Annotated in this window: 9 protein-coding genes; all 9 read left to right on the top strand. The window is 42.6% G+C overall.

The annotated features are described in order from the left end of the window. Positions 1 to 102: 102 nt before the first annotated feature. The 9 genes from P2W82_RS20220 (at position 103) to P2W82_RS20180 (ending at position 24578) form a co-directional block, all read left to right on the top strand. Entirely contained in the window at positions 103 to 2526 is a 2424-nt protein-coding gene (locus P2W82_RS20220; RefSeq protein ID WP_336517750.1) for an ABC transporter permease, read from the top strand. A 403-nt stretch (positions 2527 to 2929) separates the two neighbouring features. Continuing rightward, on the top strand, positions 2930 to 5353 hold the full coding sequence (locus P2W82_RS20215) for an ABC transporter permease (RefSeq protein ID WP_336517749.1): 2424 nt from the start codon (positions 2930 to 2932) through the stop codon (positions 5351 to 5353). Positions 5354 to 5567: 214 nt separating this feature from the next. Next, positions 5568 to 7913, top strand: coding sequence for an ABC transporter permease (locus P2W82_RS20210; protein WP_336517748.1), 2346 nt, complete (start codon positions 5568 to 5570; stop codon positions 7911 to 7913). Between the two features lie 225 nt (positions 7914 to 8138). Then, on the top strand, positions 8139 to 10505 hold the full coding sequence (locus P2W82_RS20205) for an ABC transporter permease (protein ID WP_336517747.1): 2367 nt from the start codon (positions 8139 to 8141) through the stop codon (positions 10503 to 10505). Positions 10506 to 11523: 1018 nt separating this feature from the next. Continuing rightward, complete coding sequence (locus tag P2W82_RS20200) at positions 11524 to 14004, top strand: serine hydrolase (RefSeq protein WP_336517746.1); 2481 nt, start codon at positions 11524 to 11526, stop codon at positions 14002 to 14004. A 496-nt stretch (positions 14005 to 14500) separates the two neighbouring features. Further along, complete coding sequence (locus P2W82_RS20195; protein ID WP_336517745.1) at positions 14501 to 16864, top strand: ABC transporter permease; 2364 nt, start codon at positions 14501 to 14503, stop codon at positions 16862 to 16864. 55 nt (positions 16865 to 16919) lie between these two features. Next, positions 16920 to 19310, top strand: coding sequence for an ABC transporter permease (locus P2W82_RS20190; protein WP_336517744.1), 2391 nt, complete (start codon positions 16920 to 16922; stop codon positions 19308 to 19310). 217 nt (positions 19311 to 19527) lie between these two features. Continuing rightward, positions 19528 to 21996, top strand: a complete 2469-nt coding sequence (locus tag P2W82_RS20185; RefSeq protein ID WP_336517743.1) for an ABC transporter permease — start codon at positions 19528 to 19530, stop codon at positions 21994 to 21996. A 128-nt stretch (positions 21997 to 22124) separates the two neighbouring features. Next, positions 22125 to 24578, top strand: coding sequence for an ABC transporter permease (locus P2W82_RS20180; protein WP_336517742.1), 2454 nt, complete (start codon positions 22125 to 22127; stop codon positions 24576 to 24578). Positions 24579 to 24706 lie beyond the last annotated feature (128 nt).

The raw sequence follows: 24706 nt of genomic DNA, 5'->3' as shown, positions 1-24706 counted from the left end.
CGACCTAACAGGTCTGGAAAGACGATTAGATTTTTTAAAAACTTTTAAACAGACCTGTTAGGTCTCAATTACGACAGATCTGTTAGGTCTTATCTCGATCATATGCTGAAGAATCACTTAACCATAGCCTGGCGCAACCTGACGAGAAGAAAGGCCGGAAGTTTCATCCACATTTTTGGACTGACGATCGGGCTCAGTCTCTGCATCGTTATCTATCTGATTACCAGTTTTGAGCTGAGCTTTGACCGCTTTCACCCGAACAAGGAGAATATCTACCGGCTCACGGGTAAAATGAAATTCAAAGAGGGTGAACGCATTCCTGTGGGGTTCCTGCCCTATGCCGTAGCCAAAGCATTACGTGAAGAGATCAGCGGACTTAAATCCGTTGCGGCATTTGTGAACACGGAAACTGCAGTGCTGATACCTGACGGCGAGAAAGCACCACGTAAATTCGATTCGCGTGAACATGGTGTAGATCCTGCACAGATTGTTTTCGCCGAACCACAATACTTCGACATTTTCAAATACAACTGGGTCGCCGGCAATCCTAAGACCGCCATTACCGAACCCTTTTCTGTTGTACTTACACGTGATAAGGCGGAACGATATTTCGGAAATATTTCTAATTCGGAAATGCTAGGCAAGGAGATCATTTACCACGACAGCATCCGCACAAGACTGACGGGCATTGTCGAAGCTTTTAAAGGCAATACTGATCTGACCTTTACCGACTTCATTTCTTACAGCTCCATCCCGGTGAGTTATGCGAAGAATTTTATCAATATCAACGAATGGAACGATAACTGGTCGGCCTCGCAGGCCTTTGTCGTATTACCCGAAGGGAGCAAGCCAAAAGACCTGAGCCAGAAGTTCAAGGCCTTCAACGAAAAACATTTCACCGGCGATTTCAATTTCCTTCCTGAATTGCAGCCGCTGAGTGATCTGCACTTCAACGCTGAGCTGCGCGATAATTATTCACGACAGGCGCATAAACCCACACTCTACGGATTGCTGGGAATCGCCATTTTCATATTGATCATCGCTGTGATCAACTTCATTAACCTCGCTACAGCACAATCTTTCCAGCGCGCGAAGGAAGTGGGCGTACGCAAAGTACTTGGGAGCAACCGCGCAGCACTCGTCATGCAGTTCATGACTGAAACATTTATCATTACCATCATTTCCATCGGTCTGGCGATAGCGTTAGTGCCCTACCTGCTGGAGCTTTTTAAAGATTATATTCCTGCGGGAGTAGCGTTCCGGTTTTCGCCGCAGAATGGTATTTTCCTGATCAGTGTACTTGGCATTACCACCTTACTTGCCGGCGTGTACCCGGCACTGGTACTCTCAGGCATGCTTCCCGTAAATACGCTGAAAGGGAAAAATGCACAGGTGGCAGGCAGCAATTACCTGCGTCGCGGATTGATCGTATTTCAATGCGCAGTATCACTTGTGTTCATAGTAGGTACATTCTTCGTTGGACAGCAGTTGTATTATATGCGTAATAAGGATCTCGGCTTTCAGTCTGAAGCGGTACTCACGATACATGCGCCACGCATACGCGATGTGAAAACGCCTGTGCTTTTCGAAAAAATCATATCGATACCTGGAGTAGAAGATGCAACGCGACAGATTTTTGAACCGATGGGCCAGAACTTCGGAGTCGATAACTTAATCTACAAAGGAAAAGAAGTAAAAAACATTGGCGCGGCTTACAAAATGGGCGCTGACAATTTCATTTCATTTTACAAGATGAAAATCATCGCTGGAAGGGATCTTGAAAAATCAGATACCGCACGTGAGCTGGTGGTTTCAGAAAGTTTCCTTGAAAAAATGGGCTTGAGTACACCTGATAGTGCGATCAACCAGATGGTGCAATGGCATGGACGCCCCTACCCGATTGTCGGCGTGATCAAAGATTTTCACCAGCTGAGCATGCACGAAAAAATGCCGGCGACATTTATAACTGTTGCTAAAAATCCAAGGGATATTGCCGTACGGCTGCGCGATAAAAATCTGAAAAAATCAAAAGAAACAATTGCACAAATCGAAGCCGCATGGAAATCCGTTTATCCTGATCAGCCTTTTAAATATACTTTTCTCGATGAGAGCATTGCATCTTTCTTTCAACAGGAGCAGAAAACTTCGATGCTGATCAGTGCAGCGGCAATTATTTCAATTCTGATTTCCTGTCTTGGATTGTATGGCCTGTCCGTATTCATTGTTCAACGCAGGTATAAAGAAATAGGTATACGGAAAGTTTCGGGTGCAACATCAGGCAATATTGCAAGATTGATCTCCGGCGAATTTGTGTGGCTGATGTTGATTGCGGCATTGATTGCATTCCCGGTCGCGGGATACTTTGTATATCAGTGGCTGATGGATTTCCAGTACAGGATTGATATGCAGTGGTGGGTATATGTGCTGGCCTTACTGGCAGGCGTAGCCGTAGTTTTCGTGGCAGCAGGATTGGAGGCGATGAGAGCGGCGAGGGCGAATCCTGCAAGGGCGTTGCGAACTGAGTAGAACGTTTAACGTAACACGTTGAACGTAGAACGTAAGCGTATCGAGGTGATAGAGTTCTTTTAAAGGCAAACCGCAAAGCGCGCAAAGTAAACAGCCCGCAAAGGAAATACAAAGTACTTGGCTGTTCCTTTGCGAATCACTTGGCTGTTTCTTTGCGGTTTGTTGTTCGGTTATGGCGACACCCGATTTGAACCACATAGGAACACAGGACACACAGAAGAAGCAGATAAGAAACAGTTAAGTACAAAGAAGAATACCCAATTGAACAAAACAAGAAAACAGATATCAAAGCTATGTGCCTAACTTACCTGATGTGAACTTTGTGGTTCAAAAAACCTAGATCATGAAACTTACGAACAAGTTCAACTGTAAACCTTGAACTTTTAACTTTTAACTCAGTCGTATGTTCAGAAATTATATCAAAACCGCCTGGAGAAACCTGTGGAAAAACAAAACTTTCTCCGCCATCAATATTGCCGGTCTCTCACTTGGCACCGCTGCATTTTTGCTCATCACCAATTACCTGCATTTTGAAAACAGTTATGATGATTTTCAGACAAACAAGGATCGCATCTACCGCATCCCGATGGTAATTACAGAACAGGATGGCAAAGAGCAGACTTTCGCCTTTACCTATCCAGCCGTTGCACCCGCTATGAAAAAAGACTTTCCTGAGATTGAACAGGTGATTCGCCTGCGCAGACAGGGAGGAATTGTGAGTTACAAGGATCAGCATATTCCCGAAGGAGGGAATCTTTATTATGTGGATCCGGAAATAAGTAAAGTCTTCACTTTTGAGTTTCTCAAAGGAAACGAAGCTACCGCAATGCAGGAGCTGAATGACGCGATCATCACCGCCAGCACCGCAAATAAATATTTTGGAAGCGAGGATCCTATTGGTAAAGCGCTTCGTTACCGTGATGAGGACCATATTGTAAAAGCTGTTATTGCCGATCAGCCTGCGAATGCGCATTTCCAGTTCAATATTCTTCTCAATTATAATAAGTACATCGCACTGACTAACGGTCGCGCCAACACGAGCTGGGGGTGGTCGGATTTTTATACTTATGTTTTGCTGAAACCAGGCACAAATCCAAAAGCTTTTGAATCTAAATTTCCAGCATTTGCAGAGAAATACCAGGGAGCGGATATGAAAGCGGATGGATTTAAGATCTGGTACAAACTGCAACCGATAAAAGATATTCACCTACGTTCTTCCTATGATTATGAATTCCCAGGCAATGGAAATCTCACTTACCTGAAATACCTGGCGATTGCGGCAATTTTTATCCTGTTCATCGCATGGATCAACTATATCAACCTCGCCACAGCCCGCTCACTGGAACGTGCACGCGAAGTAGGTGTGCGTAAAGTCGTTGGTGCAGGTAAATTTCAACTGATCCTTCAGTTCATCAGTGAATCATTGATCCTGAACCTTGGCGCAGTAATCATAGGCGTTGTTGTTTTTAAAGTAACTCAAACATCTTTCAGCAGTCTAGTCGGTAAAGAAGTGTCAGATATATATTCAACCAACTGGAAATTCTGGGTATTCTGTCTTTCAATTTTTATTGGAGGTAGTCTGGTTGCAGCTTTCTATCCTGCATTTATTCTTTCTTCCTTTCAGCCGATTCGTTCTCTCAAAAATAATTTCGCCATTGCCGGCGGACGCAGCACTGGAAATATGATGCGCAAATCGCTCGTGGTAATTCAGTTTGTTGCCGCGATTATATTGATTTCTTCCGCCATTGGTTTTTATCGCCAGTTGAAATTCATGCAGTCCCGTGATCTGGGTGTTGATATAGAACAGACATTGGTACTGCAACAATCCACCGGTCTTGATAGTGCAGATATACCAAAACACTTTGCATTGATTAATGAACTGAAAACCTTTCCTGGAGTGAATTCCGTAACAGTGTCCAGTTCCATTCCAGGTGGTGAAGTTGGAGGGTCAGCTGGCTTTCAATTACAAAATTCGAATTCGGAGAAGCGGTGCCGGATACTTGCTATTGACAGTGCATTCATTCCATCCTATAAACTAACGGTCATGGAAGGTCGCAATATTACCACCGACCGTGCAGCCCGGGATTCATCAGAAATCACAAATGTGATTTTAAATGAAACAGCGGCAAAGATTTTCGGCTTCAGCAAGCCTGGAGAAATTGTTGGCAAAAATCTCACTACCGGCGGATCTGAACTTTATCATATCATCGGGGTAGTAAAAGATTTTCACCAGGAGTCGCTTGAATACAGTTTCGATCCTATCGTTATGTATCCCGGAGACGCGCAGGATTTTGGAAATTACTCAATAAAAACGAGCACGGCCAACGTTCCTAAGCTGATAGAATTTGCTGAGAAAAAATGGAAGGCGAGTTTTCCTGAAAGTCCGTTCCGCTATTTATTTCTTGATGAATATTACAATCTTCAGTATAAAAATGACCAGCTTTTTGCAACAGTACTCTGGTTGTTTACAGTGATCGGAATCGTGATTGCCTGTCTCGGTTTATTCGGTCTTTCCTTATATACGATTGCTAAACGCAGTAAAGAAATCAGTATCCGGAAAGTATTGGGTGCATCGATGATACAGCTGACGCAAATGATGACTGTCGATCATTTAAAACTGATTGCATTTTCCGGATTGATTGGAATACCTGTCGCGAATTTTATTGTGAAGCGGTGGCTGTCTAAATATGCATTTCATATTGAGATACAGTGGTGGTTTTATTTATTACCGTTGATGATGATTTTGTGTGTGGCGTTGATTACGGTGATATGGCAGTCAGTGAGAGCAGCGTTGACGAATCCGGTGAAGTCGTTGAGGGCAGAATAGATGGGAGGCAGGAGATTGGAGGCAGGAGATTTAGGTTGTAGTTAACAGTTAAAAGCAGCCTTGATTGGAACAGATTTAAATTTAATTCATTTAAAATCTGCTAATAAGAAATCAGATTAATATTATTTATAAACGGAGATAACCAGTGAATTTGAAGCTTGTCACTAAACACCAGCCACTAATTCTCCTGCCTTCTTACTCCTAACTCCTTACTATGTTAAAAAATTACTTCAAAATCGCGTGGCGGAATATCGCAAAAGACAAACTCAGCACTTCAATCAATATTGGTGGATTAAGCATTGGTTTGGCCATTGCGGTTTTACTGCTCATGGTTATTAAAGATGATCTCAGCTTTAATAAATTTCAACCGAAACTGGATCGTATACACGTGTTCATGAAGCATGATGATAACGGTGGCCAGATCAGTACATTTAAATCAACATCAGGTGCGCTCGCGGTCGAACTAAAAAATCTTCCGGAGATCAGCAATATCAGTCGCATGACGTATAATGCGCAATTTCTTATCGGGAGCGGCGATAAATCTCTCTACGAAAACGGATTCTATGCTGACCCCGAATTATTCAACATACTCCAGTTTGAAAAACTGGATGGCGATCCGGTTGCTGCATTGAAAAGCGGAACTTCAATTGTTCTTTCACAAAAAGCAGCGAAAAAATTATTCGATACAGAAGATGCAGTTGGCAAGACATTGCGACTGAATAATAACGAATCTTTGACTGTAGGTGCAGTACTGAAAGACATTCCGATGAACAGCTCGGTACGATTTGACATGGCCCTTCCTTTCAGTCTGTTCGAACGGGTAAACCCGGATTATGCCGTCAACTGGGGTCAGAATTTTTTGCAGACCTGGGCTGAACTGAAACCTGGAGTTCCCCTTGCTGCATTTAACCAGAAAGTTGATAAAATCTATAAAGAAAGAACAGAGAATCCCAAATCTGAACTTTTCGCCTATCCATTAGCGAGATATCACCTCTGGGGCGAATTCACCAACGGCAAACCTGGTGGTGGCCGTGGAGACGCGATGATGATTATGGGAGTGATCGGATTTTTCATTCTTTTTATCGCCTGTATCAATTTTATGAACCTTGCTACCGCCCGTTCTGAAAAAAGAGCAAAAGAAGTGGGTGTACGAAAAGTGATGGGGGCGGAGAGAAAATCACTCATCTTTCAGTTTCTCTGCGAAGCAATCCTGATGACGATACCCGCTTTAGTTCTTGCGGTGTCGATCGTTTCAATAGTTCTTCCTCCGATCAATATTTTTATCCGCAAGGATATGCATTTCAATTTTTTCGATCCTCAACTGTGGGGAATGTTGCTTATACTTGGATTGATCACTGGACTTATTGCAGGTAGTTACCCGGCATTTTATCTTTCGAAATTCAAACCTGTTAAAGTTCTCAAAGGAAATACAGGTTCTGCAAAAGGGAGTCCTCTTTTAAGACGAGTACTAGTAACTACACAATTCGCAGTATCCGTATTCCTTATCATTGCATCAATTGTGATATTCAGACAGCTAAAGCATACGCAGGATCGTCCCATTGGCTACGACAATGAAAATCTCATTGAAATTCCTGTTCGCGGCGATGTTGCGCAGCGATATGATGTATTAAAGAATAATCTGCTGCGCATCTCAGGCGTGAAATCAGTTTCTGCAGGTACAGCCAATATGGTTCAGTTTGGCGGTCAGACAGACGGTTTCACCTGGCCAGGAAAAACACCGAAACAAAACTTTCTGATAGGTGTAACCGATGCACACTACGACTGGATCAACACAGGAGGCCTCACGCTGGTAGAAGGTCGCGATTTCTCACCAGCTTATGGAACAGATTCCCTTGGTATACTATTGAATGAAGCTGCGGTTAAGAAAATGCAATTGAAATCTCCGGTGGTGGGGACGCCGATCAGTGATCGTCGTGTGATTGGTGTGTTCCGGGATTTCGTTTACAACTCGCCGGAAAAAGCACCACAACCTTTGGTGGTTCAATTAGGAAAGCAGAACATCAATCATATTTTTGTCAGGCTTGAAAACAAAGCAGGCTGGAGAAACACACTCAATAGCATTGAATCTGTTTTCAAAAATACCAACCCGGGATATCCTTTTGAATTTCATTTTGCGAAAGCGAACTATGAAGAAAAATTCAAAGGCATTGAAGCAGCATCAAATGCCACAAGCGTGGTGAGTATTCTCGCCATCATCATTTCTATTTTGGGATTATTTGCGCTGGCTGCATTTGTTGCAGAAAGAAGGGCAAAGGACATCAGCATTCGTAAAGTTCTCGGTGCAGGAATGAATACATTGTTGTTTTCGCTTTCAAAAGATTTTCTGAAACCTGTATTGCTGGGTTTTCTTATTGCGACTCCTCTCGCGGGATTTGTAATGAATAAGGTTTTAACAAAACTGGATTATCATATCACGCTTAGCTGGTGGATGTTTGCGTTGGCGGGATTGATTGTGATAATCATTGCAATTGTAACCGTCGGTTATCAGGCGCTGAAATCGGCGCTGGCAAACCCATTGAAAGCTTTACGGACGGAATAGGCAGGAGGCAGAAGATTGGAGCCCGCCTGCCGACAGGGCAGGAGATTTAGTTTGTAGTTCATAGCTAAAAGCATCCTGATGGCGACAAATTGTAATTTAATTCATTAAAAAATCATTTGAAAGAGGTCAAATTAATAATCACAAATGGAGGCAACTCATGAATTTAAAGCTTGACACTAAAAACCGGCTACTAGTCTCCTGCCTCCAATCTCCTAACTCCTTACTATGATAAAAAACTATCTCAAATCCGCCTGGCGAAACCTCTTAAAAGGAAAATCCTTTTCCGTCATAAACATTTCCGGCCTGGCGGTCGGTATGGCTGGCGCTGCATTAATTATTCTCTGGTTACATCATGAAATCAGTTTTGACAAGTTTCACGATAACAAGGATAGATTACATGAAGTTTATGGACTGACGAATGTTGAAGGGAAACTGTTCACCATAGATCAGACCTCACAACCCCTGGTTCCTGCGATGAAGCAGGATTTTCCGGAAGTGGAAAATGCTACGCGGTTTGCTCCTGTGAGTAGTTTCCTTTTTACTGCCAATGAGAAAAAGTTGAATGGTGTTGAAGGCGCATTTGTCGATCCATCCTTTTTAAAGATGTTCAGCTTTCCTCTTGAAGAAGGTGTACAAGATTTTGCAGAAAACGTTTATTCAATCGTAATTACAGAATCGCTCGCTCATAGGTTATTCGGCAGTGAACATGTGATCAATAAAAGCATTCAGATTGATTCAACTGATCATTTTAAAATAACAGGAATACTCAAAAACCTTCCATCAAATTCAAAATTTGATTTTGAATACCTCCTACCCTTTCCTTATCTGAAGAAACTGGGCTGGAATAATGATAGCTGGCTCAGCAATAATATTTCGAGCTTCGTCTTGCTAAAAAAAGGAACCGATCTGAAAGCGTTCAACAGTAAAATACAGGATATTACACGACGCTATTCGAAAAACGAGAAGGCATGGACGCATTTCCTTTTTCCATTGCATCAGTGGCACCTGTACATCAGGTTTGAAAACGGAAAGGCAGTTGGAGGCAGAATTGAAACAGTAAAACTCTTTGCTGTGATCGCAGCATTTATTCTTCTTCTCGCCTGCATCAATTTTATGAATTTGTCTACTGCGCGTAGTGAGAAAAGAGCAAAAGAAGTCGGTATCCGAAAGGTTGCAGGTTCAGGCAAAGGATTGCTTATCGGTCAGTTCATTGCAGAATCAATTTTAACTGCAGCAGTCGCGGGCGTGTTTGCAATCCTTCTTGTCCAATTTACATTGCCTTTATTCAATAACCTGATCGAGACTCAAATGACTATGCCGCTGACTGAGCCCGGCTTCTTGATATTGGCTCCTGGCTTTATAATTTTGACAGGAATTCTGGCTGGAATTTATCCGGCATTCTTCCTTTCCTCCTTCAAACCGATCAGTATCTTTCAAAAGAAATTTAAAGACGCCCAGACAGTTTTTGCACCCAGAAAAATACTCGTAGTACTTCAATTCAGTTTCGCCATTATGTTGATCATTGCGACGATCGTTGTACAAAAACAAATACAACTTGGTGCCGAAAAGGAAAAAGGATACTCTGCAAATAATCTACTCTTTGTTGATTTCGCTGGTGATATTGAAAAAAACTATCCTTTGATCAGGCAGGAATTGATCAACAAGGGAATTGCATCATCTGTAACTAAAACAATGGGTTCAATTACTACAAAGGGAAGTAATACCTGGGGACTTCGCTGGCAGGGACGTAAAGAAGATGAAAATCCGACTATTGGTTTATTCAATGCCGACGCTGATCTGATCAAAACTGCAGGTCTCACACTTTTGCAGGGCCGCGACATCGATATAAATAAATATCCTTCCGATTCAAATGCCGTTTTGCTTAATGAAACAGCTGTTGCTACCATGGGCTTTGCAAATCCAATAGGACAGATTATCACTCAGCCTTCAGATAATTCTGAATGGAAAGTTGTAGGTGTAGTAAAAGATTATATCATCAATTCACCCTACGAAAAAATCCCACCGATGGTGATACAAGGACCTGCTGCAGCATTCAGGTCGATGCATATCAAACTAAATACAAATGCATCTACATCCGGGCAGCTCGCAAAAGCTGCAACGATTTTCAATAAATACAATCCTTCATATCCTTTTGAATACAAATTCACTGGTGAAGAATTTGCGAGGAATTTTGCAAGCGAAGAGAAAACCAAAACACTTTCTTTTCTTTTCGCCTCTCTATCCATTTTCATTTCCTGCCTTGGTCTTTTTGGACTTTCGGCTTATATGGCTGAAAACAGAATTAAAGAGGTTGGTGTACGAAAAGTTTTAGGCGCATCAGTATTTAACATCGCGAAATTGTTATCTGTAGATTTCATAAAATTGGTTTTGGTTTCCATTCTTATTGCCAGTCCGATTGCATGGTACGCGATGAACAAATGGCTGGAAGATTATACTTTCCGAATTGATATCGGCTGGATGACTTTTGCTTTGGCAGGAATGGTAGCCATAATCATTGCATTGGTGACTGTTAGTTTTCAGTCGGTAAAAGCGGCAATGGCGAATCCGGTGAAGAGCCTGCGTTCGGAATAATGGAGAAAGTTTTGTGGCAGGAGTGAGGCATGAGGGTTGGTGGGTAAAGATCAGGAGTGCAATTAATATTAGTGAACTTTGAACAGTTGAAAATATCGATGAGAAGTATGGATTAATCACATTTCATCCGAAATACGTGTGGCTTGAAAATTTCGATTTACTAAAAGATTGTTTGATTAAAATGATATTTTAAGCGATTACTATAAAGTGAATTTCACGAGTACTGGATTCACTGATGCCAGAGAGTCTGGAGTTTTTTAGTTTATAAATTTTCATTGTGATTAACAAAGCATTTATATAGTATTAGTTGAAAAAAGCTTGCCCATCTGCAGGGCACCAGGGCATACATTGCCTTATCCTCTCATGTTATTTTCCCCTCTCAAAATGATGTTTTACACTTGGAATTGACTGGGTGATGATTGTACTTTTGAAACGTCTTATACATGTGTGATTCCTGATCATCGGCGGATACCGGTGAACGATGTTAGCTAACATCTGCCTGAGGCAGATGGATATGGTAGACAACCTGGGCGCGCCCGGGAAAATCTGCCATATCCGACCTCCCTCAAAGGAGGTGGTGGCGGGGGAGGGCGAGGGAGGGCCCACTGTTGGTAGCGGAGAAACGAGTTTCGGATTTTAAAATTTTAAAAATTGATCCCGCATCGAAAAGGCACCAGCATTTTTCGGCGTAGCAATCATCTTTCCGATTATTCTAATGATCTGCGGATATATTTCACTTGATCTCCTATTAACTTCTAACAAAACAAGCCGAAAAAATCAACACGTATACTATTACCTGATACTCTGCCGTGCATCCTGCGTAGACTTTTTCTTTCTTTGTTGTATAAGGAATGGTCAAAGTTAATCGATTCGATTTTTACATGTCGTTCTTGTTCTCTCCATCATCTTCGCGTAGACGCTTCGTCAAATGAGATAAATAATACCCGTCCAGAATGTAATTTTCTCTATTTTGTTACCATCTGTTGAATTCTCGATAGTGGAATGAATACATCGGCATATGAGAAAATTACTATTCCTGTTCATCCTGATTCCGCAATTGGTTTCGGGGCAGTGGAAAGCAAAAATCAAAACAGTTGACTCCGTACTCGCTTACCTCCATAGCCGAAAACTCTTTAATGGCGCTGTACTGATCGGAGAAAATGGTAAAGTAATTTATAAAAAAGCCCTGGGCATAGCCGACACCAGCGGACGGCCATTGAGTACATATTCCGCATTCAATCTCGCATCTGTATCGAAACAGTTTTTTGCGATGATGATCATGATGCTGAAAGAGCAGGGCAAACTCGAGTATGATCAGACTGTACAAAAATACCTGGAATCATTTCCTTACACAGGCATTACGATTCGACATTTACTTAACCATACCTCCGGACTGCCGGAATATTTCACACTCGCAGAAAGACATATGACCCTTGTCGACACACTTGACAACGAGAAGATGTTTGCAATGCTGGTTAAATACAAACCAGCAGTAGTCTTCCAACCCGGCGACAAGTACGAGTACTGTAATACCAATTACATTTTGCTGGCTTCAGTTATTTCAAAACTAGCTGGAATGAGTTGTGCTGAATTTTTCGATCAACGTATTGTCAGACCTCTCGGACTAAAAAATACATACGTCTACAATCTCACGATGCACAGTTATCCCGCTTCCCGCGTTTTTGGATTTCACTATGAAAAAGAGAAACCTGTTCCTGATGATTTGCAACAACTCGACGGAATTGTAGGAGATGGAAATATTTATTCTTCAGTGGAAGATTTGTATTTGTGGGACCAGGCTTTGTACACATCAAAACTGGTCAAAGCAGAAACGTTTAAAGAAGCGATCAGTTCGGGTAAACTTAATAATGATTCACTTATCAACTATGGATTTGGCTGGAGCGTGAGGAAGGCAGGTGAATCCACACATTCAGGTGGCTGGGTTGCATTTACAACTTACATACATCGATATTATGAAAAAAGACAAACTTATATCACTCTGGAAAATTCGGGAAACAATTGGGTTCATTCGATAGTAAGAAATATTCTCGAAGGCAATCCGTATCATCTTCCGCAAACTACATTGATCAATAATGTTGTAGTTATTGACGGAACGGGTTCAACACCCAGGAAAGAAAATTTACGAATCGTTGATGATCGTATACAGGACATCGGGCCATTGACTCCGTTTGCCGGCGAAACCGTTATTAACGGTGAGGGACAAGTGCTTTCACCGGGATTTATCGATAGCCATAGTCATTTATATGGCAGCCTTGATGAAAAGCCTGAAGCGCTCGCAGCGATAAGCCAGGGCATCACAACAATTGTTGCGGGTCAGGATGGAAGCTCTGATGCTATCGACAGCTTGAAATTTCAGATAGCAAAACGTCCTCCCAATGTAAATGTGGCGACGTATACAGGCCAGGGAAGTTTGCGTGATAAAATCATGAAGGGTGATTTGTCTCGTGCAGCAACTCAACCAGAAATCGATGCAATGAAAAAAGAACTTGCATCAGAAATGCAAAAAGGTTCACTAGGTCTGTCAACCGGCCTCGAATACGAGGATGCTTTTTATTCTACGCGTGATGAAGTAATAGCATTGGCAAAAACAGCGGCTGAATATAATGGAAGATATATCAGCCACATCCGAAGCGAGGACATACATATTGAAAATTCGATTGAAGAAATTATCCAGATTGGTCGGGAAACGAAAATCCCTGTACAGATTTCACACTTTAAAATTGCAATGCGAAGTAGATGGGGAATTGCGCCTGACTTGCTTGCAAGGCTTGAAGCTGCACGTACAGAAGGCATCAATATTACTGCAGATGTTTATCCATACCGGATGTGGTCGTCAACACCTCGGGTACTTTTTCCAAAAAAGGATTTCACAAATACTGCGAGCGCCATTTTCGCTGTAAATAATCTGATCGATCCGGCTGAGTCTATAATCACAGGATTTCCTTCTGACAAAAGATTCGAAGGAAAATCATTAATACAGATTGGAAACATCAATCAGGAATCTGCTGACAAAGCATTACTCAGGATTATCAGCGAATCAGAAAGATCGAAACAACACGCAACAATTATCGGAGTGTCGATGTACGAACCCGATATTGTCAATCTGCTGAAATGGAGCCACACGAATCTTTGTTCTGACGGAGGTGAGGGAGGGCATCCACGCGGCTATGGCGCCTTTACCCGGATGCTCGGATTTTATGTTCGCGATCAGAAGATCATGCCGCTCGAAACCGCAATAAATAAAATGACCGCTCTCTCGGCCGAACATCTTGGAATCAAAAACCGCGGCATCCTCGCACAAGGTTATCCTGCAGATCTGGTGTTGTTTAATCCTGACCAGGTCCGTGACAATGCAACCATTGCTGATCCCAAAGCATTGTCATCAGGAATTTCAATAGTCTGGGTAAACGGGCGGATCGTTTATCAGGATCAGAAAGCGACCCCTGCGTTTTCAGGAAAGTTTATTGGCAGGCAGTAGGGCCTGTTTAAAAAACCTTGAAGGTCTTAGACCTCGCAGGTGTTAAAACCTGCCAGGTCTTGAAGACCTAGGAGGTCTTAGACCTCCTAGGTTGCGTTTCCAGGAAAGCTTTGTCACTCGTAATGATAGTCCGGCAAGTTTTAGACCTCGCAGGTGCTAAAACCTGGCAGGTCTTAAAGACCTAGTAAGTCTTAGACCTAGGAGGTTTTAAACCTGGCAGGTCTTACAAACCTGGGAGGTCTAAGACCTCCCAGGTTGCCCCCTCAACCGGACACCAACCGTCCATTTCCGGACACCAGAACCCCTAACCCTCCGCTAAAACCCGCCATAGGCAAGGTTTTTCTTTCTGGCACAATTGCAGATAGATTCAGGGGCCCGAAGCCGCGGAACACAATCCCACTCCTGACTTGTCGCTGCAGAAACCTGTTCCGGGGACTGAATAAGCAACAGTTATTTTAAAGACTTATCCATAATCAAGATATAACCATCTACTCCCATGTTCCGCAATTATGTAAAAACAGCCTGGCGCTCACTGATGAAGAATAAATTTTATTCCTCCATCAACATCATCGGTCTTACCGTAGGCCTCGCCGTTGGAGTTCTGATCCTGCTTTGGGTGCTCGACGAAAAAAGCTACGATGCCTGGCATTCCAAAGGCGACGAAATTTTTAAGATCGAGAATATGGTCGGCACCGGCGATAGCAAACAGATCTGGACAAGCACGGTTGCCCCGATTGCGAAACTTGCCAAAGCAGAACTGCCGGAAGTAAAAGAATACGTACGTCTTTCATACAACGGTTATTTCTCCCTGTACAAATCCGGCGATAAGATTTTTAATGAAGACAGAGTTGTATTCACCGACCCCGCATTGTTCTCACTTTTCGACTATCCGTTACTGAAAGGAAATCCGGCACAACCTTTCAAAGACGAACATTCTGTGATCATTACAGAATCCACTGCAAAAAGGTATTTTGGCAATGATGAACCGCTTGGCAAAATTATTACTGCAGACGACACAATGCATCTAACGGTAACTGGTGTGGTGAAAGATTTTCCGCACAATACCTATATCAAATTCAACCTGCTTACACCGATTAGTTTACTAACCAAAATATACAAAGACCAAACGGGCGGGAAAAATATAGACGATGATTTCAATCAATTCAACAATGAATCTTTTGTACAACTTCAACCAGGTACTGACCTTAAAGCACTTGGTAAAAAGCTGGAAAAAATTCACCTGAGAATTAAGCCTGAAGACACGGATGCTGGCTATATGCTCGAGCCTTTGGCAAAAATTCATCTGTATAAATCCGATGGTTCAGATGGTGGAATCGGTACAGTACGGATTTTTTCCATTATTGCCCTCGTAATACTAATCATCGCGTGCATTAATTACGTCAATTTATCTACAGCGAGATCAATGCTTCGTTCAAAAGAAGTAAGTCTCAGAAAGATTGCAGGCGCTGCAAAAGCACAGTTGTTTATCCAGTTCATCGTTGAAACTGCTGTACTGTTTGTGGTTGCCACGATTTTTGCATTAACATTGCTTTATGTACTTCTACCCTACTTTAATGAATTGTCGGGAAAGGATTTTAAATTCGACATTTCTCATCCTGCCGTGTGGAAGATCATCGTTCCCGCCGTCGCCGGTACGTTGATTGCATCGAGCATCTATCCGGCATTGTTACTTTCTTCTTTCGAACCATTGAAAGCACTGAAAGGGAAGATATCCGCACGTCTCAGCGATACAATGTTCAGGAAAGTACTTGTAGTTATTCAGTTTTCCTTTTCCATTATACTGATCGCGGGAACGATTATCATCGGCAATCAATTAAAATATATCCGTTCAAAAGATTTAGGTTATGATAAAGAGCATGTGCTTTCCTTTTTCATGCGGGATATGGCCAGCCACTATGATGCGGTCAAAGCAGAATTAGAAAAGCAGCCAGGTGTAATGGGTGTTGCGCGTTCCAGTTCGAATATCGTACGCATGGCCGGTCAGACGGGTGATAACGAGTGGGACGGCAAAATGCAGGGAGAAACCATGATGCTCAGAATAATGGCTACGGACGCCGACCTGATGCCGTTTTTCTCGATGAAGCTTGCCGAAGGAAAAAATTTCACACGTACACCTGCTGATTCGCATTATGTGATACTCAACGAAACTGCTGTGAAAGTGGCGCGTATAAAAGATCCTATCGGGAAGAAGTTTAGGTTGTGGCAGAATAATGCAACCATTCTTGGAGTGGTAAAAGATTTTCATTTCGCTTCGATGAAGCAAAAGATTGAACCTGCTGTCTTTTATTTTGAACCAAAAAGTGCACGCAGAATTTATATTAAAACAACTGCAAAAGATGCTCCACAGGTGATTGATGCCGCTGGCGCCCTGTGGAAAAAATACAATCCGGATTTTGCATTCGATTATGCTTTCCTCGATGAAACGTTCAACCGCCTTTATATCTCAGAACAAAAGGCGGGTACACTTTTCAACATATTTGCGGGAATAGCTATTATTATTTCCTGCCTTGGTTTATTTGGACTGGCTACCTATACCGCACAAACGAAAATTCGCGAAATAGGCGTACGCAAAGTATTGGGAGCCTCTGTACCTTCTGTAGTTCGAATGCTTGCCGGCAATTTCCTTCTTCTCGTTTTTATTGCCATGGTGATATCGATTCCCATCGCCTGGTATATGATGAGTAAATGGCTGGAAGATTTTGCATATAAAACCAATTTGAGCTGGACGGTCTTTGCAATTTCAGGAATACTGGCGATTGTTATCGCGGTTCTCACCATCAGCTATCAGTCAATCAGGGCAGCGCTGGCCAATCCGGTGAAGAGCCTTAGAACGGAATAACGTTTAACGTCTAACGTTGAACGTTAGACCCTGAATTTTATAATCGCTAAAGAACATGATATTTTACTTCATAAGATCAGCTGCCCGAAGTCTGCAGAAAAACAGATTTTCAACTGCAATCAATATTACAGGACTTGCCGTAGGAATGGCGGTTGCGATACTGATTGGTACCTGGATCAAAGATGAATTATCGTACAATAGTTCCTTTCCAAATCATTCAAGAATAGCGCGGGTTTATCAGAACCAGAATTTTGAAGGTGTGATACGAACCTGGAATACGCAGGCTATGCAACTGGGTCCCGAATTAAGAAACAGTTACGGTCATCTATTCAAAAATATTTCATTGCAGGGTGGTTGGGGTAATCACCTGCTAATTTCGGGAGACAAGAAACTGACTCCAAAAGGTGTATTCATGGAACCTTCTATAACGGATATGCTTAGTCTGAAAATGATCAAAGGCTCCGCAAATGGATTGACAGACATGAATTCGATTATCATTTCGTCATCTCTTGCGAAAGCGATATATGGTGATGCTGATCCCATCAACCAGGTTTTGCAGATCGATGCAAAAATGAATGTAAAAGTATCAGGCGTTTACCGGGATATTGATGAAAATTCGAGTTTTGGAGAGCTGCAGTTCTTCTCACCCTGGGAATTGTATAGAAAGAATGAAGACCTCGACAACCGTGTCGGTTGGGGAAATAGTTGGTTCGGAGTTTTTGTACAGCTCGCTGATGGTAAGGATATGGCGAAAACTTCCCTGGCTATCAAAGACGCGAAAATGAATCGGGTACGCGGCACCGAAGGCGGCGGAGCAATAAATAATCCTGTGCTGTTTCTTCACCCCATGGACAAATGGCGCCTGTATGAAAATTTTGAAAATGGTGTAAATACGGGCGGAAGAATTCAATATTTATGGATGTTCGGCATCATCGGAATTTTCGTTTTACTTCTCGCCTGTATCAACTTCATGAATCTGAGTACAGCCAGAACGGAGAAAAAAGCAAAGGAAGTAGGTATTCGCAAAACCGTCGGATCCTCCCGTCGGCAGCTCGTATGGCAGCTGTATATGGAATCTATGCTCATTGCTTTTTTCTCGCTGGTTGCAGCGATTGCATTGTCACAACTGATGATCCCTCTGTTCAATGATATTGCTGGGAAAACAATTTCATTACCATGGGACTCAGTATGGTTCTGGACAGGCACCATTTGTTTTGCGTTGGTTACAGCCTTATTGGCTGGAAGCTACCCTGCATTTTATCTCTCCGGATTTAAACCGGTGAAAGTTTTAAAGGGAAAGCTGATCATTGGGCAATATGCTACTTTGCCAAGGAAAATACTGGTGGTAACTCAATTTGCTGTCTCTGCAATTCTGATCATCGGAACCATGGTCGTATTCAGACAGATCGAATTTGCTAAAGACAGACCCATCGGATATGATCAGCGGGGTATCGTCGCCGTTAGCATGCCATCTCCTGACATGGTCAAACGACTTGATATATTCCGTAATGAATTGCTTGCAACAGGTATGATTGAATCGATGACAGCAACGGACACCCGGCTGAGCAGCAGTTATGTTACCAACAGTGGATTTACGTGGCCGGGAAAAGATCCGGGTATGCAGGAAGAGTTTAATACACTTCGTGTAACGCGTGATTTTGGTAAAACTGTAAACTGGCAGATTGTACAGGGCCGCGACTTTTCAAAGGACTTCGCCACAGATTCCCTATCATTTGTTTTGAATGAAACTGCAGTAAAATATATGGGTTTAAAAAATCCAATTGGCACTGTTGTCAGGTGGGGCGACGAGCAGGATTATACAGTTGTAGGGGTATGCAAAGATCTCGTGATGCAATCTGTTTATGAACCGGTAAGGCCAATGATTTTCGTGCCAAACGAAAAAAGAGTCTCCTTTGCCAACATTAAAATAAAACCGGAGCAAAAGGCGTCAGAAGCAATTGCTGCAATTAAAAAAGTGTACGAGCAACTGGATAATTTAAACCCCTTCACCTACCAGTTTGTTGACGAGGAATTCGCAAAAAAATTCGGTGAAGAACAAAAGATCGGCAAACTGGCGGGCTTCTTTTCAGGTTTGGCGATATTTATTTCGATGTTAGGATTATTTGGTCTGGCTTCATTTGTGGCAGAAAAAAGAATACGCGAAATTGGCATCAGGAAAGTATTGGGCGCATCAGTATTTAGTGTCTGGCAAATGCTTTCAAAAGAGTTTGTCATTCTTGTATTCATTTCGTTGCTGATCGCAACACCCACTGCCTGGTATTTCATGAATCAGTGGTTGCAGAATTATCAGTACCGAACAACGATTGCCTGGTGGATTTTCCCGGCAACCGGACTGGCAGCATTGCTGATTACCCTACTGACTGTTAGTTTTCATTCGATAAAAGCAGCGTTGATGAATCCAGTTAAAAGCTTACGTGTAGAGTGAGGTTACTTTGAGTGAGGAGGCAGGAGAGTTAATGGATTAGAAACTCTTAACCAGAAACGGAAACAGAAAACAGGAACAGGGAAGAAAGGCAATAGTAAGAAGGCAATTGGCAATAGGGAACGGCCGGCTTTTTACGTTTAACGTTATACGTTATACGTTCAACCCTAAAAAATAGAACCGTTAACTTATTACTCAAAACTTATAACCTACTACCTCTATGTTCACGAATTACATCAAAATCGCATGGCGTACACTGAAACGTAATAAATTATACAGTGTGTTGAATATTGCCGGGCTTTGCTTCGGAACCAGTTGTTTTTTACTGGTTGGCCTGTACCTTTTTGATGAACTTACATTTGATGAACAGCATAGTAAAGCTGACAGGATTTATCGTGTAGTCGAAGATAAAATGGTAAAGGGCGAAAATACCATCACCGCTGGTGCGGGATACAAACTTGCAGAAGAATCAAAGACCCGGGTGACAGGTGTAGAGAATACTGCCAGGATGATACGTATGGGTCGGGCTAATCTGGTAAATCCTGAAAATCCAGTCAATTTCCAGGAGACGGTTACTGCAGTTAATAATTCTTTCCTCGAAATTTTTGATTTCCCTTTCGTGGAAGGCAACAGGCTTAGTGCATTGACAGAGCCGAACTCAATTATCATCAACGAAGATCTCGCCATGCGGCTCTTCAACAGGAAAAGTGATCTTCTGGGAAAATCATTGACATTTAATTTCCTGGAAACGCCGCTTAAAATTACAGGGGTATTCAAAAATATGCCCCGCAATTCAAGCCTGGATTTTAACTGTATGATGTCAGAAGCGACATTCACTAATGGCGATTTTTTCAAACAACTTGCCGAAAGCGATTGGTTGTCCAATAATTTTTCTGTATACGTACTTTTAAAACCCAATGCGAAGCCTGCATCAGTATCGAAACAATTATCAGAATTCGTCCGGAAAAACTTTACCGCCCCTGCAGGTACCAGTTTCTCCTATACACTGCAGCCGCTGAAGGATATCCATCTCTATTCAGAAAATATCATTGATGGCGCGCGGAATTCAAACGTCTCTCCCATCGCCAAAGGGAGTATTTATTACATCAGGATCTTCGCATTTGTCGCTTTTTTTGTACTGATTATTGCCGGGATAAACTATATGAATCTGACAACGGCAAGAGCATCCGGCCGGCTAAAAGAGATCGGTGTGCGCAAATCAATCGGCGCCCTCCGCAATCATCTCACCCGGCAATTCCTGCTGGAATCCCTGCTGGTAACCTTCATTGCATTTATCTTTTCTATTGGGCTTGTCAATCTTTTGCTGCCTGCTTTCAATCAATTCACCGGAAAGGCACTCTCTCTCGGGGTATACACCGACTACCGGATATGGCTACTGGCTGTTTTATTTGCTTTGGGTACAGGATTGTTGGCCGGAAGCTATCCCGCCCTGATGTTATCGCGATTCAGGCCTGCAATTTTACTCAAAGGCATAAAACTGCGCAGCCAGGGTGATTTGTCGCTACGGAAAGGCCTGGTGATTTTTCAATTCGCTATTTCTATCGTAATGATCATCGGCACAATTGTTCTTGTGCAACAGGTGCGTTACCTCAACAATACCCATCTTGGTTTCAATAAAGATCTGTTGGTTGTAATTGATGTAAATACGAGCAAAGCCAGATCCAACTTTGAAGCCATCAAATCCGACATGGCCGCTATCCCTTCAGTAAAAAATGTGTCTGTAACCTCCAGAGTTCCCGGCGAATGGAAAACACTGCAGACCATCAAGGTAAGAACACAGGGGAACACAGAGCAGACCGGGATTTCCTACATGTTCGGCGCCGATAAAGACTTCCTGAAAACGTTTGAAGTGCAATTGATACAGGGAAGGAATTTCAGTTCTCCCGCTGATTCCTCTTCCATCCTGATCAATGAAACGGCTGCAAAAATGCTCGGGATTACCACTGCATCAGGTCAGACGGTAGAGATTCCAGAAGTCAACAGGTATGGAGGCACATTCACTCCCGTGAACAACGAAAATGTTCCCTTTACGCCGACTGTAGTGGGCATTGTCAGGGATTTTCATTTTCAGTCGCTGCGCGATAAGATCGAACCTTTAGTACTCACCTACAATCACAATCCATTACAGTTAATCGATTATTATTCCGTACGCATCGACGGAAGCGATATCCAGGGTACGCTTGAGAAACTGAAAGCGATCATGGTAAGCAATGACAAGGAAGAGCCGTTTGAATATCATTTTCTGGATGAGCAGCTGGCATTGTTTTATACGGAAGACGCGCGCCGCCAAACACTACTGATCTGGATGGCTTTTGCTTCGATCTTCATTGCCTGTTTAGGACTCTTCGGACTTGCAACCTATTCTGCGGAACAAAGGATAAAAGAAATTGGTGTGCGTAAAGTGCTGGGCGCGTCTGTATTCAATGTCAGTTCTCTGTTATCCAAAGATTTCCTGAAATTGGTACTCATTGCAAATGGAATTGCTTTTCCTGTCGCGTGGTGGGCAATCAATCGCTGGTTACAGGAGTATGCGTATCATGTCGATATAGAATGGTGGGTTTTTGTTTTTTCAGGATGCGCCGCAATCGCGATTGCTTTGCTTACTGTAAGCTTCCAGTCTATCCGGGCTGCCATGATGAATCCTGTAAAGAGTTTGAGGACGGAATAGGCAGCAGGCAACAGATATTATGCGGTGACCGATTTGGAAATTTGAACATCAGGATGTTTACGTTTAACGTTCTGCGTTATACGTTTAACCTTAAACTTTGAACCATTAACTTATAACCTACCACTCATATGTTCACGAATTACATCAAAATCGCATTTCGGAACCTGGCGAAACACAAAATGTTCAGCCTGATCAATATTTTCGGATTGGCCATCGGGATGACGGTATGCCTGCTGATTCTGCAGTACGTCAGCTTCAAACTGAGCTACGACCAGTTCAACCAAAATGCGAAAGATATTTATCGTGTGGTAAATGATCGTTACCAGCAGGGCAACCTGATTCAACATGGAACAATCACTTATTCCGGCGTGGGCAAAGCGATGAATGATGATTATGATGATGTAATTGCGAATGCAAGAGTGGCGACCGTTGGTGAAACCATCCTGAGCAACGGTACAAAAAGAATTGAGGATGATCATGTGTTTTTCGGAGAGAATATTTTCTTCCAGATGTTTGACTATCCGATCATCGCAGGGAGCAGAAAAGACATGCTGAAAGAGCCTTTCACCATTGTTATCACTGAAACCCTGGCAAAAAAAATATTTGATCTCCCCAGGAACAATTTCGAAGATATTATCGGAAAAGCGATTGTGCTTAACCGTGATTCCATGCCGTACCGTGTTGATGCGGTATTAAAAGATGTTCCGGAGAACTCACACCTGGAATTTTCCATGATCGTATCTTACCCTACCCTTATGCATTTCTGGAAAGAATCTGATTATGATTTCACACAATCGGATTTCTGGCACTATGTACAGCTAAAGCCCGGTACGGATTATAAAAAGATTAATGCAGGTATGGCTGCTTTCTCCAAAAAACATTTCCAGGGTAATAAGATTTCCGGTAGCGATGAAAAATTTTATTTGCAGCCGCTTTCAAATGCTCACCTATATTCTGATTTTGAATATGAGATCGGGAGAACAGGCAGTGCCACAGCAGTATGGGGATTGCTGACTATTGCCATCTTTATTATTGTAATTGGCTGGGTAAACTATATCAACCTGGCAACAGCTCGCTCGGCTGAACGCGCCCGTGAGGTGGGCATACGCAAAGTAGTTGGTGGTGTTCGCAGACAACTTATTTCTCAGTTTCTTTTTGAATCGATCATGGTAAATTTGATTGCACTGGGACTGGCAGTACTTTTTGTATACCTGTTGCAGTCGGGTTTCAATCAATTACTTGAACAGCAACTGTCGATGGCCTACATTTTCTCCAAGGGAATGAAGGGATATGCACTGCTGATCGGATTAGTCACGCTGATCGTGACGGGTATGCTTCTTTCCGGTTTCTATCCTGCATTTGTATTATCTTCTTTTAAACCGATCCAGGTATTGAAAGGACAATTCTCTTCAGGAAGCAAAGGCATACTTCTCCGCAAAGTTCTGGTGATCTCACAGTTTTGCATAACCGCGATTTTAATCGCTGGGGCTGTTATTGTCACTAAGCAATTGAATTTTCTTAACAAGAAAGATCTCGGCTTTGACATGAACCAGGTGATGATCGTGAAGCCACCGATGCTCACGGGATATGATTCTTCTTTTATCAACAAAGTAGACATACTTAAACAGGAACTGAAACAAATACCCGCTGTTGCAGCCGCAGCTACTTCAGGTAATATTTTCGGAAATGAACTGGGCAGAAGTTTTAATGTTCGCCAGGCGGATTCAGCATCTACAAATAAATATACTGTTCGGGTGATGCAGACAGATCATGATTTTATCCCACTGTATGGAATGAAAGTGATTGCAGGTCGTTCTTTTGACCCTTCTGATCATGATCCTGATGGCAGAAAATTGAAAAACACGTTGATCAACAGATCAGCAGTGAAGCTGCTGGGCTTTTCTTCTCCTGAAGCTGCTATTGGAAAAGACATTCTGCGTGGCACGCGACGCTGGACAGTTATCGGAGTTCTGGAAGATGTGCATCAGAAGTCTCTTCGTTATCCGATGGAAGCAACTGTGTTTATTCCTTCTTACGGAACTTATAATGACATATCGCTCAAACTGAAAACAACACAAAATCTGCAAGGTACGATTGAGGCGATTAAAGCAAAATATGATGCCATGTTTCCGGGCAATCACTTCGATTATTTTTTCCTGAATGATCGGTTCAACTGGCAGTATAAAAATGATCAGTTGTTTGGGAAAGTGTTCAACATATTTGCGGGTGTTGCCATTTTTGTGGCTTGCCTTGGTTTGTTCGGACTTGTATTGTTCGCCACCGTAAAACGCACGAAAGAGATTGGTGTACGAAAAGTCCTGGGTGCATCTGTAGCAGATATTCTCGTGCTTTTATCAAAAGATTTCGTGAAACTCATCGTCATTGCGATTGCACTTGCCACTCCTGCTTCGTGGTATATTATGAGTCGCTGGCTGCAGGATTTCAGTTATAGAACTGAAATCAACTGGTGGATATTTCCGTTGTGCGCGGTTGCAGCGTTAGCTATCGCGATGATTACGATTGTAGTGCAGTCTGTTCGCGCAGCGAATGCGAATCCGGTGAAGTCGTTGCGAACAGAGTGAGTCCAGGCAATGGTAATCAGGCAATAGGAGTTGATAGTATTGAGTTTATGGTTCCTCAATGTCAAAGTTGAACTGGAACTCAGCGCTTTAAAAAATATTCACCTGCATTACCTGGTTGCAAATATTAA

The organism is Pollutibacter soli (assembly GCA_029269725.1).
Taxonomy (GTDB): Bacteria; Bacteroidota; Bacteroidia; order Chitinophagales; family Chitinophagaceae; genus Pollutibacter; species Pollutibacter soli.
Note: the sequence above shows the minus strand (reverse complement) of the source record. Positions and strands in the feature narration are given on the sequence as shown.

Bases quoted from the DNA above. Each gene is read 5' to 3' on its own strand.
- P2W82_RS20220 (WP_336517750.1), top strand. From the start codon at position 103: ATGCTGAAGAATCACTTAACCATAGCCTGGCGCAACCTGACGAGAAGA.
- P2W82_RS20215 (WP_336517749.1), top strand. From the start codon at position 2,930: ATGTTCAGAAATTATATCAAAACCGCCTGGAGAAACCTGTGGAAAAAC.
- P2W82_RS20210 (WP_336517748.1), top strand. From the start codon at position 5,568: ATGTTAAAAAATTACTTCAAAATCGCGTGGCGGAATATCGCAAAAGAC.
- P2W82_RS20205 (WP_336517747.1), top strand. From the start codon at position 8,139: ATGATAAAAAACTATCTCAAATCCGCCTGGCGAAACCTCTTAAAAGGA.
- P2W82_RS20200 (WP_336517746.1), top strand. From the start codon at position 11,524: ATGAGAAAATTACTATTCCTGTTCATCCTGATTCCGCAATTGGTTTCG.
- P2W82_RS20195 (WP_336517745.1), top strand. From the start codon at position 14,501: ATGTTCCGCAATTATGTAAAAACAGCCTGGCGCTCACTGATGAAGAAT.
- P2W82_RS20190 (WP_336517744.1), top strand. From the start codon at position 16,920: ATGATATTTTACTTCATAAGATCAGCTGCCCGAAGTCTGCAGAAAAAC.
- P2W82_RS20185 (WP_336517743.1), top strand. From the start codon at position 19,528: ATGTTCACGAATTACATCAAAATCGCATGGCGTACACTGAAACGTAAT.
- P2W82_RS20180 (WP_336517742.1), top strand. From the start codon at position 22,125: ATGTTCACGAATTACATCAAAATCGCATTTCGGAACCTGGCGAAACAC.